The sequence below is a fragment of the Paenibacillus ginsengarvi genome (genome assembly GCF_003626695.1).
Lineage (GTDB): Bacteria > Bacillota > Bacilli > Paenibacillales > NBRC-103111 > Paenibacillus_AB > Paenibacillus_AB ginsengarvi.
Map to the genome: position 1 here is coordinate 102,652 of NZ_RBAH01000020.1, position 16,710 is coordinate 119,361.

The following is a 16,710-nucleotide window of genomic DNA, read 5'->3' on the forward strand; positions in this document are numbered from 1 at the left end:
CTTGCCGAAGCGGGACTGCCCGCCCCGTCTCTTTCGGGAGACGTTTCATTGTTGTTCCCCTTGAAGTCCTTGCCACAGTAAAGAAAAAGTAGCTTCCGAAGCCTGCATGTAATAGTCGGGCGTGCCGAAAATAAGCTTGGCCGTCAGTCCCTCGTAAATCGTATGGACCGCCAGCGCCCCCGCCTTCGGGTCCGCCCGCACCGTAGGATCGTGCCGGAAAGCGAGCTCCAGCAGATGCAGCAGATGGTGCGAGTACAGCTCATACATCGTGCAGAACAGCTCCTGCAGCGGCTCCGGCGGCATAAACGCCATCAGAAACATAAGCTTGACGTTGCGATTATCCGCGAATCGGTCCTTCATCTCGGCGACGAATGTCTCCAGCAGCAGGCGAAGCGGAGTGCCCCGGTGTTCGTCGAAAAAAGAAGTCAGGAAAGCGATCTCCTGCTTCGTCGCTTCCTCGTGAATTTCCACGACCAGCTCTTTTTTGCTCTGAAAGTGGGCGTACATCGACTGCTTCTTGATGCCGACCTCGTCGGCGATATCCGCGAGTTTGGTCCCCTCATAGCCGAATTGCAGCAGGTGGCCGACGGCGGCTTTTTTGATCTCTTCTCTTCGACTCATTCGTTTCACCTTACCGTAGTCAGGTTTGATGAGATACATAATAACATGCTGTTCGGGGAATATCAATCGTTTAACTTACCGTGGTCAGGTAGATGGTACGGGAGACTTCATCTTTGTTCGGCGATTATATAGATTTCGTAAAATCGAAGAATCCCTCATAAAGTCGAATATTTACTAATCGTAACGTCGGGATCATTCTGATTACAATAAAAGTAGAATTCGCGAACTTTTCCGAAGGGAACGAATGCCCAAACTACCGTTCTCGCAAACGGCTCTACGTGTGTAAAAACATGCATCGGGGCTTCCCGGGCGGGTATACAGGAGGGGATTGGAAAAAAGAAACAGGCTTGAAACCGAGATCGGATTACGACCTATTGGCGGGCAAAGTTGTTGCCCGGCATATACGATCAGTTTCACCATGGAAAGCGCTTTCCTGATGGTAGGTCATAAGTGGTATACGCAAAAATACTAAAACGGGGGTAACTATGAAAGCATACAAAAAGATCACAATGGCCGCGCTTGCGGCCGTTATCGGAGCGTCACTCGCCGGCTGCGGCAAGAGCGGGGGAGAAAGCGTCGGCTCCGCCGGCAGCGGCAGCGCGGACAAGACGAAGGAGGAGGCGAAACAGCCGATCGAGCTGGTATTTTACGGAGGACAGAGCAACTGGACGGATGAAATGTTCTGGACGCTGTACGGCAATGCGATCAAGGCCAAGTTCCCGCATATTACGCCGAAATTCATCTCCAATCAGAACGTCAAGCTGAACCAGCTCATTACGGCCGGTGAAACGATCGATCTGATGCTCGTTACGTCCACGGGTACGCCGGCTTATATTTTGAACTACAAGCTGCAAACCGACATCTCGGACACGCTGAAGGAAATCAAGTTCGACTTGAACCGGTTCGACCCGAGTCTGATCAATTTGCAGCGGGATATCGCCAAAGGCGGCATCTATGCCCTGCCGGTGTTTACCCAGTTTCCGATGTTGTTCTACAACCGGAGCTTGTTCGACAAATTCGGCGTAACTTACCCGAAGGACGGCATGACATGGGACGAAGCGTACGACTTGTCGGTGAAAATGAGCCGTACCGACGGCGGCGTTAAATATTACGGCTTCGGCACAAACCTGCAATTCCAGATGAAGACGAGCCAGCTTCCGATTACGCTTGTCGATCCGACCACGAACAAGGCGCGAACGGACGGGAAGATCAAGCAGGTATTCGACAATTTCTCGAGATTTTTCACGATTCCGGATTATGTGGCGACGGTCGCGATGGCGAAAGGCACGGCGACGGAGGCGATGTTCCTGAAGGATCAGACGCTGGCGATGTGGTCGATGTATTCCAACGTGTCGCGGCGGCTGCCGGATACCGAGGTGGTCAACTGGGACGTTGCCGCGCAGCCGACTTATGCGGAGGCAAAAGGGGTCGCACCGGCATTTGACCCGTACTATTTGTACGTCACTTCGACGAGCAAGCATAAAAAGCAGGCGGTTGAGGTAAGCGCCTTCCTCACCTCGGTGGAAAACCAGATGGAGATCGCGAAGGAAGGCTTCACGACCGTTATCCGCGATAAAGCGGTGCAGGACGTGTTTGGCTCGAACAACAAAAACTACAAGGGCAAAAACATCAAAGCGTTTTTCCCCGAGAAGGTCGCGGCCGCTTCGCCGTATTCGTCTTATTACACGCAGGCGGACCCGGTCATGCTGGAGAAGTTCAGCGATGTCGTAACCGGCAAGAAGGATGTCAACACGGCGCTCCGGGAGTTCGAGGAGGAAGCGAATAAGAAGATCGAGGATCAGATCCGTACGGAAAAATAGGACGGCTTTGAGCGTGTGAACGAGTAATCGGCAAGCCTTTGCAGGGACAGATGCGTGCTCCGCATTTGCCGCCGGCAAAGGCTTTTTCCGCCGCAAGTTGAGCAGTGTGCAGCGCAGGCGTAGCTAGGGACGCCGCAGCTTCGGCGGCTGCACGACTTGCGGCCGCTCGATTTTGAGCGTATGCGACGGGGGATGACCGACGAGTTTTTTGTACATGTAGTTAAAGTACGTCTGATCGCAGTAGCCGAGCGATTCGGATATTTCTCCGATCGTCATGTCGCCCGTCAGCAGCAGCTCGTGGGCGGCGGCGATGCGCACCTCGTGCATGTATTCGATCGGCGTCCGGCCCGTCACTTCCCGGAAGACGGTGGATACATAAGTCGGCGTCCGGTCGACGGCTCGGGCGAGGTCGGCCAGCTTCAGCGGCTCGCGGTAGCGCTGCACGATATACTGCTGGATGCGGGAGGTCAAGTTGCGGCGCGAGGAGGAGTGCGACCCGCCGGACAGCTCGCGCTGGACGATTCCGAGTATTTCGTATAAGATGCCGCGCGAAATGAGCTCGTGGCTGGGCATTTTGCCGATCCAGCATTCGTACAGGATGGAAAACCGCTGCTTCAAATAGTCGCTGCCGAGCGGCTGAATGAAGCTGTAAGGCTCGTCCCCGCACGGGGGCAGCTCATCGGGTGAGGAATCCCTAAAATGTGCGGAGTAGAGCTGAATCGGGTCCGACGGGTCGGATTCGGCCGAGCGGACCGTTCCTTGCGGGAAGTAAAGCGCCTCGCCTTTGCCGACCTTAACGGTCCGATCGCCAAACTGGTAGGTCGCCGTGCCTTTAATGACAAGGAGAATGACATTATCCTTAACAGGCGACAAAGGAACTCTCCATTTTCCGTTAACGGCTTGCTGGAACGCGATGAAGCATATTCGCATACTGAAGCGGCCCCTTCCTTTTAAGTACAATCGAAGAATCGTTAAAGAAATGACATGATTACCAATCGTAAACGAAACGCCGCGTTATTACAATAGAAAACGTAGAAGAAAGAAGCGGCCTTCCCGCTTCCGATTCGAATCGAAAGGGGCGAACCTCCATCATGGATCGCAATGACATGAAAGTTATCGATGTGGATGTCCATAATTCGTTGAAAAGCGCGCACGACCTGGTACCGTATTTGCCCGAGCCGTGGAAATCGCGAGTTGCGTCGTCGGGACTCGGCCTGCCCGGTCACGGCTACCATAATCCGATCGGCGTCAACCGCCAGGACTGCCGTCCGCCGTCCGGGGGACCGGCTGCCTCCGATCCCAATTTCCTGACCGAAGATTTGCTTGTGCCCTTCCATATCGAGTGTGCCATTTTGACGGGCGATCTGATGGGCGTATCGACGATACACGATCCGGACTATGGGGCCGCGCTCGCTTCCGCCTATAACGACTACGTCGCCGAGCATTGGCTGGCGAACCGTCCCCAGTTCCGCGGTTCGATCCTCGTCTCCGCCCATGATCCGCTCTTGGCGGCGCGGGAAATCGACCGAATGGCCGAACATCCCGGCATGGTCGGCGTCATTATGGGCAGCGGTCAGCGGGCGCTTCTCGGCCAGCGCCAATTTCATCCGATCTACGAGGCGGCTGCCCGCCACGGACTGCCTGTAGCGATTCATCCGGGAACCGAGGGCGCGGGGGGGACGATGGCGCCGACTCCGTCCGGCTACCCGACGAGATATTTGGAATGGCATACGTCGCTGTCGCAAAACTATATGGCGCATCTGATCAGTCTGATCTGCGACGGGGTGTTCGAGAAATTTCCGACGCTCAAATTCGTCATGCTCGAGGGCGGCATCGCCTGGCTGCCGCATCTGATGTGGAGGCTCGACAAAAACTACAAAGGGCTCCGCTCCACGGTGCCGTGGCTGAAGCGGATGCCGAGCGAATATATTCGCGACCACTGCCTGTTCTCGACCCAGCCGATCGAGGAGCCGGACGATCCGAAGCAGCTGCTCGCCATCTTCGATATGATCGATGCGGAGAACATTTTGCTGTTCTCGAGCGACTATCCGCACTGGGACAACGACATGCCGACGGAAATATTGAAGAAGCTGCGCCCGGAAGCGCGGCAAAAAATTTATTACGACAACGCGAAACAACTGTACAACTTGTAAGGGGGCAGCGGGAGATGAGCGTTTTTTATGTAGCCGAAGCGGCGGATATCGGGGAAGGCCAGCGGATTATCGTCAACGTCGAGGGCCGGTCGATTGGCGTATACCGGGTGCAGGGCGAATTATACGCGCTGCATAACCGCTGCCCGCACGAAGGGGCGCAGCTGTGCAAAGGGCGCATATGCGGGACGACGCTGCCGTCCGCCGTGTACGAATACGAATACGGGCGCTCGGGCGAGCTCGTCCGCTGTCCGTGGCACGGCTGGGAGTTCGAGATCAAATCCGGCAAATCCGTATTCAGCGATAAAGTCCGTACGCGAACGTACAAGGTGCAGGTCGACGACGGTAAAGTCGGCATCGTGCTTTAAAGTAAAGACGCTCCGCTACCGTATTCATCAGGATGGATGACGGCCCGGGGCGTTTTTCTGTTTCGGCGGTTATCGGCAGCGGAATCAGCCGCCGTGCGAATGCGAAACGACAAGCTCGTATTTGTTCAGCGATGCGCCGAGCATCACTTCGCGGCTGTCGCCGCCGCCGCGGTGGGATTCGCGGAACGATTCGCTGGACGTCCAGCCTTTGAACGCTTCCTCGTTTTCCCACAACGTGCTGACCTTCAGTTCTTCTTCGCCTTCTTTGCCCTCGCCGAGCCATACTTCCATGCGGATAAAGCCGGGCATCATCTGAACGCCTTTGGCGGCGGCGAAACGCTCCGCCACTTGTTTGCCGTGACCGGCCTTGATTCGGATCGTATTCGTAACGACTAGCATAGCTGCGCCTCCTAAATGGTTCGGAATGTTGGAGCATCTTCTACTTGTATTATAGCGGACCGGGAGAGCGGAACCAAACTTTGCGCGGGGCTTGCGACAGCGACGTACGTTTCAGGGAAAGTGCACATGCACGTGCACGTTCACAAAGTGCTCGTTTGTCGACTCTCGCTTCGGTTCGGTATAATACAGCTATCTGAAGCAGACGGGAGAACGAAACGAATGACACAGCATCAGGAGCTGCTAGACGAAGCACGCCAATTTATCGCAGCCTGTTATGGGGAGCTCGGCATCGGCAGCGAGGAGACCGAGCGGCGGCAGCTTGAGGTGATGCGGGAAATAGCGGACCGGGGCACTTATACGCACACGCAGGAGGAGCTGCGGCACGGTGCGCGGATGGCTTGGCGCAACAGCAACCGCTGCATCGGGCGTTTGTTCTGGGAGACGCTTCAAGTGCGGGACGCTAGAAACGCGGAGACGGAGGAGCAGATCGCCGAGGCGCTGCTCGGCCATATCGAAGAGGCGACGAACGGCGGCAAAATACGCCCGGTCATTACCGTCTTCCGCCCGGCTGTCGATCCGGCGCTTGCGGTGCATATAAAGAATTACCAGCTCGTCCGGTACGCCGGCTATGAGACGGACAGCGGGGTGATCGGCGATCCCGATTCGATCGCCTTGACCCGAACGTGCATCGAGCTCGGCTGGCGGGGAAACGGCGGCCCCTTCGACGTGCTGCCGCTCGTTATCCAGATCGGAGAGCGGGAGCCGCGGCTGTTTCCGATTCCGCAGGACATCGTGCTGGAGGTACCGCTCACGCATCCGGAGCTGCCCGCTTTTGAAGAGCTGCGGCTGAAGTGGTACGCCGTACCGATCGTATCGAACATGAGGATGGAGATCGGAGGCATTTCCTATACGGCCGCCCCGTTCAACGGCTGGTATATGGGCACCGAGATCGGTGCGAGGAATTTGGCCGACGAGCAGCGATACGATATGTTGCCCCGCCTGGCCGAACTGATGGGGCTGGATACGTCCAGGGAGTCCTCGCTATGGCGGGACAAGGCGCTGGTGGAGCTGAACGTGGCCGTGCTGCATTCGTACAAATCGCACGGCGTCAGCATCGTCGATCATCACACGGCCGCCCGCCAGTTCGCCCAATTCGGGGAGAAGGAAGCGAGATGCGGCCGGGATTTGACAGGAGACTGGACGTGGCTCATCCCGCCGGTTTCCCCCGCGACGACGCATATTTTCCACAGCCACTACGACAATCGGACCGTGAAGCCGAACTTCTTTTATCCAGAGAGGTTGAACGTTCAGGCGCCGTGAAGCTGTCATGTTTGAAGGGAGCCTCGAACAGCGGCGTTCGTATGCAGTATGGGAGATTTGTGATAGCAGTCTTTTGGGTCCCTTATTATAATAAAATCGGTTCTTTTCGACGAATAGAAGATGTTGGGGACTCTTATTTCCGACGATTTCGTCTCGGACAGCGTGTTTCGTACGAAATAAGAGGTTCGAAGGGCTGCTATTTTCATAGAAGGGCCGTTCGAACTTGATATAAGATGTCCGAAAGACTGCTATTAGACGCCGTATTGGCGGCTAGAGTGAAAGGTTGGATATATAAAAGGAGCAGGCGTCCCGCCGCTCCTCTTCGATTTCATTACCTCGTCATCCCTGGGCTAGGGGCCGGTCAGAGGTTACCTTGCGCTTTCACTGTCTTACGGCTTACAAGCTTTGCATATAACGGATGTCCGCCAAAAGCAAGCTCGCGAAGCCCGTCTCAATGTGCTTGCCGGATTGGGCGCTCACTTCATGTTCGAGCGCTTGCAAGGCTTGCAGCGCCTGCTCCTTGTCGCCGCGCTTCTTCTGCACGCTGTCCGCTTTCGCCAGCAAGCTTTGCAAAATGCCCGGATTCGAAATCCAACCTTTGTCGCCCGCCGTCCGCAAAATATCGTCCAGTTGGTCGATGCCGACAATTACATCGAATGCAAACGACTTCGTCGATGTATTTCCGGCATTGTCCGTCGCCGTTACGCGGAGCAGGTGCGTGCCGACCGATAACGCAAGCGGCTCGAAAACGACCGGATTGCCGGCGATGTTTCCATCCAACTCATATACGGTGCTCGCCACCCCGCTCAGCGAATCGGTGACGCGCACGCTAATCGTGATCGGGGCCGTTTGGTAAACCGAGCCCGTAACGTTTGCCTCCACATCCGGCCCGCTCCTGTCGATGCGAACCGTGGCCGTTCGGACGGCTTCTTCGTTGCCGGCCGCGTCGATGCTGTAATACCGGATCGTGTGAACGCCTTCGGACTCGACCGCGATCGTGCGCCCTTCGGCATAAGGCGCGCCGTCAACGCTGTAGAATGTCCGGATGACGCCGGTCCCGTCATCCGTAGCCGTCAACGTAACCGTTTGTGCCGAGCGGTACCAGCCCGCTTTCGCGTCGTCGGTCGTCACCGGAGGCGTTTGATCGGCCGGGCGTTTGATGCGAATCGTTTGCAACACATATTCGCTCGTCAAGCCGGCGTCATCGATCATTCGCGCATAAACGTTCGTTTCGCCTTCCGTCCTAATCGTGACAGGTGACGTATAATTGGTCCACGTTCCCGTATTCCCGATCCGGTATTGACTCCTTGCCAGAACGCCCGGCGTTTGCGAGCCGCCGCTTACGACCGTAAACGTCACGTCGGTTTTGTTCCAGCCGGTATCGTCCGGCGCCGGGGTCAGCTCGATCGTCGGAGGAGACAGCGGGTTCGCTTCCTGAAGCGTCCAGACCGGCGTCTGCGGCTCGGGCAGTCCCAGCGCCTGAACTTTGGCGCGCACTGCGTCCTTCGTATAAGGCATCGCCCATTTGTCGAAAAACGAGAGCAGATTGCGGCCGGACAGCTGCGAAGCGGCCACCACGAACGTATCGATCCGCTGCTGATCGTTTTGCGGCAGCTGATTCGCCGGCAGCTCGCGGTAATACGTATGCAGTGCCGTATAAAATTCCCAGCCGTACGCCAGCTGCAACTGCTTGAATAAGACGAGCTGTCCGAACAGGTCGAGCTGGGACGTGTTGCCGTACGTTTTGTCCGGAGCACCGCTTTCGAGATACGCGAAAGCTTTGTCGTACGAATCTTTGCCTTGGGCGTCGCGGCTCAGCAAGTTCGAAGTGTTGCCGAACTTCTCCTGTACGTACAGCGAATAAAGATTGACGGATACTTCCGTAATCGCGCTCCATTTCCACGGATTCGGCTGATACTCGTGGCCCGTTTCGTGCCAGATGCCCCATCCTTTGTTCCGGACGTTCGCGACGTCGGTCAGCCGAGTGCCGTAATTGTCGAACATGATCGGGTAACCGGCATGCGCGGAGCCGGCCGTAATCTGGATGTCGTCGACGTAACGGAACGGCAGCTCGATCGGGCTGTGGTGAGGCGGCGGGCTGTCCGGAGACAAGCCGGCCAAAGCGTCGTCATAGTCCACAATGGCATCCCACGTCTCCATCAGCTGCGCCGGATCGTCCAGCTGGCGAATGAGGGAGGAAGGGACGGTGACGACGACCCGGCGTCCTTGCAGCTCCGCCCACGGGGCCGGGTATTGGCGAACCGAGTTTTTCCACTCGCTGGCGCTCGTCTGTCCCAATACGTAGTACGGTGCTTGGACGCCACCGCTAATGAACACGGTCGTCTTCGTATTCGGCTTCGGCTGCGTCGGAATGAGATAAATAAGTCCTCCGTAAGCGCTCTGAATCGTGTTCGGCCCCGGAACGAGCGTTTGCCGCTTCGTCACGACCGGGATGCGCTTCCATACGTCCTTGCTCGTCAAGTTGTCGGTATGGGCGCCGATTTGCACGTCAAGGCCCGATACCCCGGCGGGAACGTCGATAACGACTGGCTTGCCCGGAGGAGCGTATAATCCTGTGCTGATCCATGTGCCGGGAGGGCGGTACATGCGCAAATAGGCGTAATCCGAGTAGCCGAAGTCGACCTCGATCGTTTTGCCGTATATGACCTGCGCGGTATCCGGAACGACGCCCGGAAAATGGTCGGCGAAAGGCGACTTGGCCGGCGCGGCCTCCAGGCCCGTTTGGTTAAGCAGGAAGGCGAGCAGTGCGCTGCTGTAAGGAGCTTTCGACCGGTCGAGCGGAAAGGAAAGCCGGGCTAGATTCCCGATATCGCCTTGGATCGTTTCGTATAGCGGACTTTTCGGCGTCAACGCCTGAACCGTACCGCCGAGTATGGACGCCATGATCGTCAGCTTCGTCGTCGCGTTCGCGCCCGGCGGTCCGAGCTTCACCTCCCCGATATCGAGCGTTCCGGCTTCGATCGCCTTCGCTTGCGCGATGAGCGTCAGCACATGCGCGCCGTTTGCTTGCTCCGCGGTCGGGGCGGGGAGCAGCCCGTTCGTTTTCGTCGCGGTGTTGTTCATCAGCCCGAGCCCGAACACATTCAGCAAACGCTGGATCGGATAGTCGATGCCGAGATTCCCCGTTCTCCCCTTGTAGGCATCTCCCAAATAATTGGGGGCGTACGCTTCGAGCACCCAGCCTTTGGCGGCGACCGCTATGCTTCCGCCGTTGCGGACGTAAGTTTCCAAATAGGGGATGTCGGCATCGGACGTTTGGAATATCGGGAAATCGACATAAGCGACCGGATACCGGGCCGGATCGAGCTCGGCCGAAGACCAGCTGTCGATTCGCTTCAAGTCGATCGGCAGCGCCGGATTCACCTGGAACCGGCTGGATGGGGACGTCGTGATCATCTGCAGCCGGCCGCGTCCGGCCAGCGCATCCTCGTAGTCGACGACGCCCGGGTTCGCCGATTTGCTGCCCTGCGTCAGCCATAGCAGGCTGTTGCGGACGAGCTTCAGTCTGTCTGGGTCCGTTTGCTCGGAAGGCTTGAAATAGAGGTCGTCGCCGGCCAAATAAACGCGTCCTTTCCCGTACCGCGCCGCGGCGATGTTGGGAGTCGTCGCCTGACTTACGGAAACGTTGAACGCCTGCTCCCCGATGGCGCTGACGCCGCCGCTGTTCGAGGACGAATACGTAGGAATACCGGCTAAATCTTTGTAAAACAGTGCCAAGTCGTTTTGCAACGTTTCTCCTGACGTCGCCGCTTGCGCCGCTTCCGTTTGCCCGGCTATTTGGGCATAGGCTGCTGTCTGACCGGCTGAGGCTGCCATCGTAATCAGGCTTAGCGAAACGATCGCCCATTTTTTGAACGAATGAATCAAGCTGCTCTCACCTCGCGTATAGTTTTCCGGACTGACCTGCTGCATTGATGCTCCTTTACCGCCTGCGGCGTCGTTTTCTTATCGGTAACGCCGCTCTCCCGATCGCTGATAGCAATCATTCACCCCCTTTCAGGACGTCGCGGCGTTATTCGCCGGGCTCCTTCCACATCCAAAACTCCGCATCCGGCTCCGGCAGCCCTAGCGCCGTCACTTCGGCTCTCGCCTCGTCGCTGTAAGGCCAGCCCCATTTGGCGAAAAATGTCAGTAAACAGTTGCCGCTCACTTTGCTCATCATGACGACCAGACGGTCGAGCTTCTGCTGGTCGGTGCGCGGAATATCGTGCTCGGGCAGCTCGCGGTAAGCGATATGCAGCCTCGTGTAAAAATCGATGCCGTACTTCAGCTGCAGCTGCCGTATCATGACGAGCCGTTCGAAAAAGCCGATATCGCCGAAATGTTTGTCCGGCTTCCCGCTGCTTACGAACTCGAGCGCGTTGTCGTAGTGCGTCCGGCCTTCCTTGTCTGTAGTAAACAGCCGGGACCGGTTGCCGTAATGATCCTGCATATGGAGCGAATGCAGATTGACGGTCACCTCGACGATCAGCCCCCAAAACCACGGAACCTGCTGGTAATTGTGGCCGAGCTCGTGCCAAAAGCCCCAGCCGCTTTTGACGTCGCGCACTTTGGCGAAATCGGTCGCGTCCCGGCCGGCAGGCTCGATCGGGATCATGATCGGATAGCCGGCATGCATGTATCCGGCGCTAATTTGCCGGTCGGCGACGATCCGGTGCGGCCGGTTCGGGCTCCGGTGCGGCAGCGGCTTATCCGGCGAGACGCCGATCAGTTCGTCGAACTTGCCGATCATGGCGTCCCAATCGGCCATAAGCTGCCTCGGGTTTTCGAGCTCGCGCACGCAGTCCGAAGGTATCGTCAAAATGATGCGCGTGCCTTGCAGCTCGGCTACCGGAGCGGGAGCGCTTCGCAGCGAACGGGTCCACTCCTCGTCGCTCGTTTGCCCTAAGACGAAATAAGGGGCTCGCACGGCGCCGCTCACCGTTACGGTTGCGACCGTCCCCGGCTTCGGCCGGGTCGGAATGAAGTAAACGAGTCCGCCGTACGGGCTGCTCAGCTTGTTCAGTCCCGGCGACAGCTTTTGGCGAAGCGCGACGAGCGGCGCGCGGTCCCACTTGGACAGATGGAACAGCGTATCGGTGTGCGAGCCGATCTGCACGTCCAAATCGTCCGCGCCTTCCGGAACGTCGATGGTGATCGGCTGTCCGGCTGGTGCATACAGCCCCGTGCTTTGCCAGTTTCCCGGGGCGTACAGCGTGCGCAAGTAGCCGAGGTCGTCGTAGCCGAAATCGACCAGAACGCGCCAGTTTCGGATGACGTCCGCGCTTTCCGCGACTTTGCCGGGAAATAAATCGGCATAGGGAGATTTGCCCCCGTCCTCGGCGAGACTGGCCATCTTAAACCGGCGCACGAGCAGCGCGCCGGTGTACGGCATGGAGGACCGGTCGAGCGGCAGCGGGACGTCGGCCAGGCCTTGTTCGTCTTCCCGAATACATCCGTATAGCCCGCTTGCATCCGTCAACGATTCGATCGTGCGGCTTAGCACGGCCATGACGGCTTCGGTTTTTTGCTTGACGTTCGCATCGGCCGGTCCGATTGGAATGTCTTCGATGGAGAGAGTGCCGGCTTCGACCGATCTCGCTTTTTCGAGCAGGCATAAAGCGTGCGCGTGAGCCGCCCTTTCCGCGGTAAGCCGCGGCAGCGGATCGCCGCCGCTCCAGACGGCTACATTGCCGAGCAGGCCGAGTCCGGCTTTGTTCAGCAACCTTTGCAGCGGATAGTCGCTTAATCGGAGCGGACGGCCGATAACGGACGGCTTCTCCTCGAGCTCCCAGCCTTTGACGGCGACAATGGCGGCCCCGCCGCTCTTGATGTAATCTTCGACGAACGGAATGTCGGTATCGCGGAGCGATTCGTCAAGCCAGGCGATCGGGTATGTCCGCGGGTCCGGGCGCTCTTCCGCCCAGTCGGCGATCCGGACGAGGCTCCAGCTTGAGGAGGATTCGGCTTCGCGCGAAGAAGGCGTTAAGATGTCAATTTGTCCGGTTAAAGTAGAGCTGCTGTCCTGCAACAGCCATTCCACCAGGTTGCGCATAAACGGCTGCATTCCGTCCGCATCCTGGGACAGGTCGAAGTAGCTTTCGTGTCCGGCGGCGACGATGCGTCCTTCTCCGTAACGGGCAGCCGCTATAAACGGGGTGGAGCGGCCGGCCGCAACCGGAAACGCTTCTTCGCCGACGGCGGTAACGCCGCCGGTTTCGGCAAACGTCGGAATGCCGGTAAGCTCCCGGTAAAAGAAGGATAATTCGGCGTCCAGTTTATTCATAAATCGCATTGTCCTACAACTCCTTTATCGATTGATTGAAACGTTTCAATGAAGGTTAAAAAATTTAAAACGCTTACAAAATGTGATTTCGAACTTCCATACCTTGATTGCCATTTGGCGAATAGGCGGGTGTATCTTGATTGTTGAAGCCTCGGACACTATTGTTGAAACGTTTCAATCTTAAACTTTAATTGAGTAATTGTCAATATTATACATGGCAAAAAAGAGCATCCGGCTCCAAGGTCGATTGCCTTGATTATTAATCGAATCATTCTTTGTCCGGCTTGAACGGGTGCGCGTTTGGAGACGACAGCGGAGCTCGAGCGTTAGCAGCAACTGTGCACTCTTTAACTGGGTTAACAATCAAACTCAAGAAACGGCGTATTGGCAGTCGCTGCGGTCTTGAGTTTTTTATTTTGCCCTCGGGGCTTTGCCATACAGGGTTGAAACGCTACAAAATAGAGGATATAATTTATATATTATATATAATATATAAATTATATCTTGGCTGGAGCGGACAGCGAGAGCGCCAACGGGTGCTACCGAATCGACTGCGCCATTGATAACTTCGGGAGGAAGCAGACATGAGATTGCAGGATCAAGTATGTATCATTACGGGGGCCGGTTCCGGCATCGGACAAACCACGGCGATTCTGTTCGCGGCGGAAGGAGCTTCCGTTATCGTGAACGATCTGGACGAAGCGAAGGGGGAGGAGACGGTCCGCCAGATCGAGGCGAACGGCGGGACGGCGCTGTTCATTCGAGCGGACGTAACGAAGCCGGACGAGGTAAAGGCGATGACCGAGCAGTCGATTGCCCGTTTCGGGCGGATCGACGTTTTGTTTAACAATGCCGGTATTAGCGGAGTCGGGATGCTGCACGAGATTGAGCCGGACTTCTGGGACCGGATCATGAGCATCAATATCAAAGGCGTTTACTTGCCGAGCAAGTACGTGATCCCGCACATGATGGAGCGCAGAAAGGGCGTTGTCATCCAGATGTCGTCCTGCGTTGCGGAGATCGGCCTGGCAAGAAGAGCGTCTTACGCCGCAACGAAAGGAGCGGTGCTGGCGCTGACCAAATCGATGCAGGTGGACTATGCCCCCTATGGCATACGGGTGAACGCGCTGCTGCCTGGAACGATTTTGACTCCGTTTGTAGAGGGGTATTTGCGTCAGTCGTATGACGATCCGGCTGCCGGACTGGATTCGATCCGGGGGCGCCAACTGAGCGAGGAGCTCGGCCGGCCGGAAGATGTGGCCCGGGCGGCGCTGTTTTTGGCGTCGGACGATTCGAAGTTCATGATGGGCTCTCCGCTGTATATCGACGGCGGCGTCGTGTTCGGCAAAAACGCCTGATTTCGCAATAGCTCCACGGGACCTATCGCAAAACAAGCCCGTCCGGCAGTTTTCACCGGGCGGGCGCCAATCCTGGCAGTAGGCAGATAGCCTTGTATGTTTTGCTTATCCGGCGCTGCGCGCATCTAGCTGCGCTGTCCGTCTACAAGCTCCGGAACGGTAACGAACGAATAACCTTCCCCTTTTAAAAAGTCGATCATTCGCGGCAGCACCTCCACGGTATTATCCAGCTTGCCGTTTTTGCCGCCGAAGCTGTGCATCAGAATGATGCCGTCCGGCTTCGTATGCTTCTTGATATTGTCCATGATCTCATTCGGAGGCGTACCGGCCCAGTCGCGCGTATCTACCGTCCAGCCGATCAGATGGCGCTGGGAGGTGGCGACCGCCTTTTTCACGTTGTCGTCGGCCGCTCCATACGGAGCGCGGAACAGATCGGGCACGGAACCGAGCCTTTTGCGGATCGCTTCGTCCGTCTTGCCGATTTCCTCGCCGATCTGCTCCGGGGTCCGTTTCGTCAAATTCGCATGATCCCAGGAGTGATTGCCGATGGCGTGGCCTTCCTTGACGATTCGCTCCAGCATATCCCCATACTTGTTCACTTGAACGCCGACGACGAAAAAGGTCGCTTTCACATCGCATTTTTTCAGCTCGTCGAGAATGAGCGGCGTATACTTGGCATCCGGCCCATCGTCGAACGTCAGCGCAACACGCTTCAGCTTCTTCGGTTTTTCTGCAGAAAGCGCGCCCGCTTCCTCGGGCTTCGCTTGGCGCGCCGGGGCATTCGCCTCCGGTTTGACGCCAGCCGCCGCTTCCGTCTTGTTCTCCTGAACGTTAACGGTAGGCGAAGTCGCAGGTAATGTTTGTTGCGCTGCGACGGGCACAGTTGGAACGGAGGACGCCTGCGCTTGCACGCTGCCCTCGTTCGCGAGCACATACCCTTCGTCACCCCGGATGAAGGCGGTCTCGCGCGCGTAGCCGGTAAACAGGACCAGCATAACCCCGCTAATAAAGAATAGCTTCAAACCCCTGTGTTTCCCCATATCCTATAATCCTCTCTCTATCGACCCTGCGGATCTATTACTATATTAGACGTATGACGGGTTCGCAGGTTTTGCATTTTTCGAGCCTGTTCAACATTTTTTTTGTGGTATGTTTGGGGGAAAAAGGTACTGTCGGCATTTGTAACTCTTTATCGGAAATGTTATCTTGAAAATGAAGAGGTTCGCCCAAAAAACAAATCGATGATCAAGAGGACTATTATTATGAAATCTTTTGCGCGGAACGCGTTAGCGCTGGGAGGCGTCCTGCTGGGCATTTGGCTGTTTCCGGCGAATGAAGCGAGTGCCGAAACGTATGCGGCGAAAGTAGATGCGGATGTGCTGAACGTTCGCGCCGAACCGGCAAGCCGGGCGAGCGTTATCGGTTCGCTTACGAAGGGGACGGCCGTTACCGTCTCCGACGAAGCTTACGGATGGGCGCAGGTTAAGCTGGGGAGCAAGACGGGCTGGGTCGCGGCTCAGTATTTGGTCAAAACTGGCACGGTCAAACAGCAGACGGCAGTGAAAAGCGAGACTGTGGTAAAAACGGCCGCGGTGACCAGTGCATCGGCCGCCAAAGAAGGCGTCGTTACGGCGGACATGCTATGGATGAGAGAAGGATCGGGGACTGACAGCAAGGAGAAGGAACTGCTGGTGAAAGGAACGCGGCTCGCGATTACGGGCGGCAAGGACGGCTGGCTTCAGGTGAAAACGCCGGGCGGAGCGGTCGGCTGGGTATCGGAGCGGTATGTGGGCCAGCCCGGCAGCGTCGAGGTGCAGTCGCAGAAGCCAGCCCAAGGCGGGCTGCGGGACAAGGTGATCGTCATCGATCCCGGTCACGGCGGCGGCGATCCGGGCGTGATCGGTCTTACCCACAAAACCGAGGAGAAAAAAATTAATCTAAGCACCGCCGAATTGGTTGCGGACGAGCTCCGCCGCGCAGGAGCCAAAGTGATTATGACCCGGAAAAGTGACGGGGAGCAGCCGGAGCTTTCCGAGAGAGCGGCGGTCAGCAACAAGCAGCAGGCCGATGCGTTTGTCAGCATTCATTACAACGCTTCTCCGAAAAAAGTGTCGGGCACGCTCGTTTATTACTATTCCGAGTCGAAGGATCGGACGCTCGCCCGAGCGATCGAGGGGCGTCTTGCGAAGGGGAACGGGCTGCTCAAAAGCAACGGCATCTCGTTCGGCGATTACCATGTACTGCGCGAAAACAAGCAGCCCGCCGTGCTGCTGGAGCTAGGATTTCTCACCGACTCTCGAGACGAGGCGACTGTTCGCAAGGACGACTACCAGCGGAAAGCGGCCGCCGCCATCGCGGCCGGGCTTGCGGATTATTTCGGCGATTGAG

12 protein-coding genes are annotated in these 16,710 nt (G+C 57.2%); 6 read left to right on the plus strand and 6 right to left on the minus strand.

The genetic code is table 11. The annotated features are described in order from the left end of the window. Positions 1-45: 45 nt before the first annotated feature. On the minus strand, positions 46-621 hold the full coding sequence (locus D7M11_RS24175; RefSeq protein ID WP_158606805.1) for a TetR/AcrR family transcriptional regulator: 576 nt from the start codon (positions 619-621) through the stop codon (positions 46-48). Between the two features lie 485 nt (positions 622-1,106). Here D7M11_RS24175 and D7M11_RS24180 point away from each other — a divergent pair, with 485 nt between their 5' ends. Beyond that, complete coding sequence (locus D7M11_RS24180) at positions 1,107-2,441, plus strand: ABC transporter substrate-binding protein (protein WP_120749833.1); 1,335 nt, start codon at positions 1,107-1,109, stop codon at positions 2,439-2,441. A 123-nt stretch (positions 2,442-2,564) separates the two neighbouring features. On the opposite strand, the gene D7M11_RS24185 is transcribed toward D7M11_RS24180, so the two are convergent. Next, a complete protein-coding gene (locus D7M11_RS24185; protein ID WP_120749834.1) occupies positions 2,565-3,371 on the minus strand; it encodes an AraC family transcriptional regulator in 807 nt (268 codons plus the stop codon). Positions 3,372-3,532: 161 nt separating this feature from the next. Here D7M11_RS24185 and D7M11_RS24190 point away from each other — a divergent pair, with 161 nt between their 5' ends. Together D7M11_RS24190 and D7M11_RS24195 are read left to right on the plus strand one after the other, a co-directional pair. Further along, entirely contained in the window at positions 3,533-4,594 is a 1,062-nt protein-coding gene (locus D7M11_RS24190; protein ID WP_120749835.1) for an amidohydrolase family protein, read from the plus strand. Between the two features lie 14 nt (positions 4,595-4,608). Further along, positions 4,609-4,959: a Rieske (2Fe-2S) protein gene (locus tag D7M11_RS24195; protein ID WP_120749836.1), complete on the plus strand. Its 351-nt coding sequence runs from the start codon at positions 4,609-4,611 to the stop codon at positions 4,957-4,959. Positions 4,960-5,043: 84 nt separating this feature from the next. Here D7M11_RS24195 and D7M11_RS24200 read toward each other — a convergent pair whose 3' ends face one another. Further along, entirely contained in the window at positions 5,044-5,358 is a 315-nt protein-coding gene (locus D7M11_RS24200; RefSeq protein ID WP_120749837.1) for an antibiotic biosynthesis monooxygenase, read from the minus strand. 219 nt (positions 5,359-5,577) lie between these two features. On the opposite strand from D7M11_RS24200, the gene D7M11_RS24205 reads away from it, so the two are divergent. After that, a complete protein-coding gene (locus D7M11_RS24205) occupies positions 5,578-6,678 on the plus strand; it encodes a nitric oxide synthase oxygenase (protein ID WP_120749838.1) in 1,101 nt (366 codons plus the stop codon). A gap of 396 nt (positions 6,679-7,074) precedes the next feature. Here D7M11_RS24205 and D7M11_RS24210 read toward each other — a convergent pair whose 3' ends face one another. Further along, positions 7,075-10,611, minus strand: a complete 3,537-nt coding sequence (locus D7M11_RS24210; protein ID WP_120749839.1) for a M60 family metallopeptidase — start codon at positions 10,609-10,611, stop codon at positions 7,075-7,077. Between the two features lie 100 nt (positions 10,612-10,711). Next, on the minus strand, positions 10,712-12,964 hold the full coding sequence (locus D7M11_RS24215; protein ID WP_193556267.1) for a M60 family metallopeptidase: 2,253 nt from the start codon (positions 12,962-12,964) through the stop codon (positions 10,712-10,714). A 584-nt stretch (positions 12,965-13,548) separates the two neighbouring features. Between D7M11_RS24215 and D7M11_RS24220 the strand changes: the two genes are divergently transcribed. Continuing rightward, positions 13,549-14,322 (plus strand): SDR family NAD(P)-dependent oxidoreductase, encoded by a 774-nt coding sequence (locus D7M11_RS24220; protein ID WP_120749841.1) that lies wholly within the window; start codon positions 13,549-13,551, stop codon positions 14,320-14,322. Positions 14,323-14,447: 125 nt separating this feature from the next. On the opposite strand, the gene D7M11_RS24225 is transcribed toward D7M11_RS24220, so the two are convergent. Then, positions 14,448-15,362 carry a polysaccharide deacetylase family protein gene (locus D7M11_RS24225; protein ID WP_120749842.1) on the minus strand — a complete coding sequence of 305 codons (915 nt, stop codon included), beginning with the start codon at positions 15,360-15,362 and terminating at the stop codon, positions 14,448-14,450. Positions 15,363-15,584: 222 nt separating this feature from the next. Here D7M11_RS24225 and D7M11_RS24230 point away from each other — a divergent pair, with 222 nt between their 5' ends. Beyond that, entirely contained in the window at positions 15,585-16,709 is a 1,125-nt protein-coding gene (locus tag D7M11_RS24230; protein ID WP_120749843.1) for an N-acetylmuramoyl-L-alanine amidase family protein, read from the plus strand. Position 16,710: the final 1 nt, after the last annotated feature.

Bases quoted from the DNA above. Each gene is read 5' to 3' on its own strand.
- D7M11_RS24205 (WP_120749838.1), top strand. From the start codon at position 5,578: ATGACACAGCATCAGGAGCTGCTAGACGAAGCACGCCAATTTATCGCA.
- D7M11_RS24220 (WP_120749841.1), top strand. From the start codon at position 13,549: ATGAGATTGCAGGATCAAGTATGTATCATTACGGGGGCCGGTTCCGGC.
- D7M11_RS24190 (WP_120749835.1), top strand. From the start codon at position 3,533: ATGGATCGCAATGACATGAAAGTTATCGATGTGGATGTCCATAATTCG.
- D7M11_RS24200 (WP_120749837.1), bottom strand. From the start codon at position 5,358: ATGCTAGTCGTTACGAATACGATCCGAATCAAGGCCGGTCACGGCAAA.
- D7M11_RS24225 (WP_120749842.1), bottom strand. From the start codon at position 15,362: ATGGGGAAACACAGGGGTTTGAAGCTATTCTTTATTAGCGGGGTTATG.
- D7M11_RS24185 (WP_120749834.1), bottom strand. From the start codon at position 3,371: ATGCGAATATGCTTCATCGCGTTCCAGCAAGCCGTTAACGGAAAATGG.
- D7M11_RS24180 (WP_120749833.1), top strand. From the start codon at position 1,107: ATGAAAGCATACAAAAAGATCACAATGGCCGCGCTTGCGGCCGTTATC.
- D7M11_RS24175 (WP_158606805.1), bottom strand. From the start codon at position 621: ATGAGTCGAAGAGAAGAGATCAAAAAAGCCGCCGTCGGCCACCTGCTG.
- D7M11_RS24230 (WP_120749843.1), top strand. From the start codon at position 15,585: ATGAAATCTTTTGCGCGGAACGCGTTAGCGCTGGGAGGCGTCCTGCTG.
- D7M11_RS24195 (WP_120749836.1), top strand. From the start codon at position 4,609: ATGAGCGTTTTTTATGTAGCCGAAGCGGCGGATATCGGGGAAGGCCAG.
- D7M11_RS24210 (WP_120749839.1), bottom strand. From the start codon at position 10,611: ATGCAGCAGGTCAGTCCGGAAAACTATACGCGAGGTGAGAGCAGCTTG.
- D7M11_RS24215 (WP_193556267.1), bottom strand. From the start codon at position 12,964: ATGAATAAACTGGACGCCGAATTATCCTTCTTTTACCGGGAGCTTACC.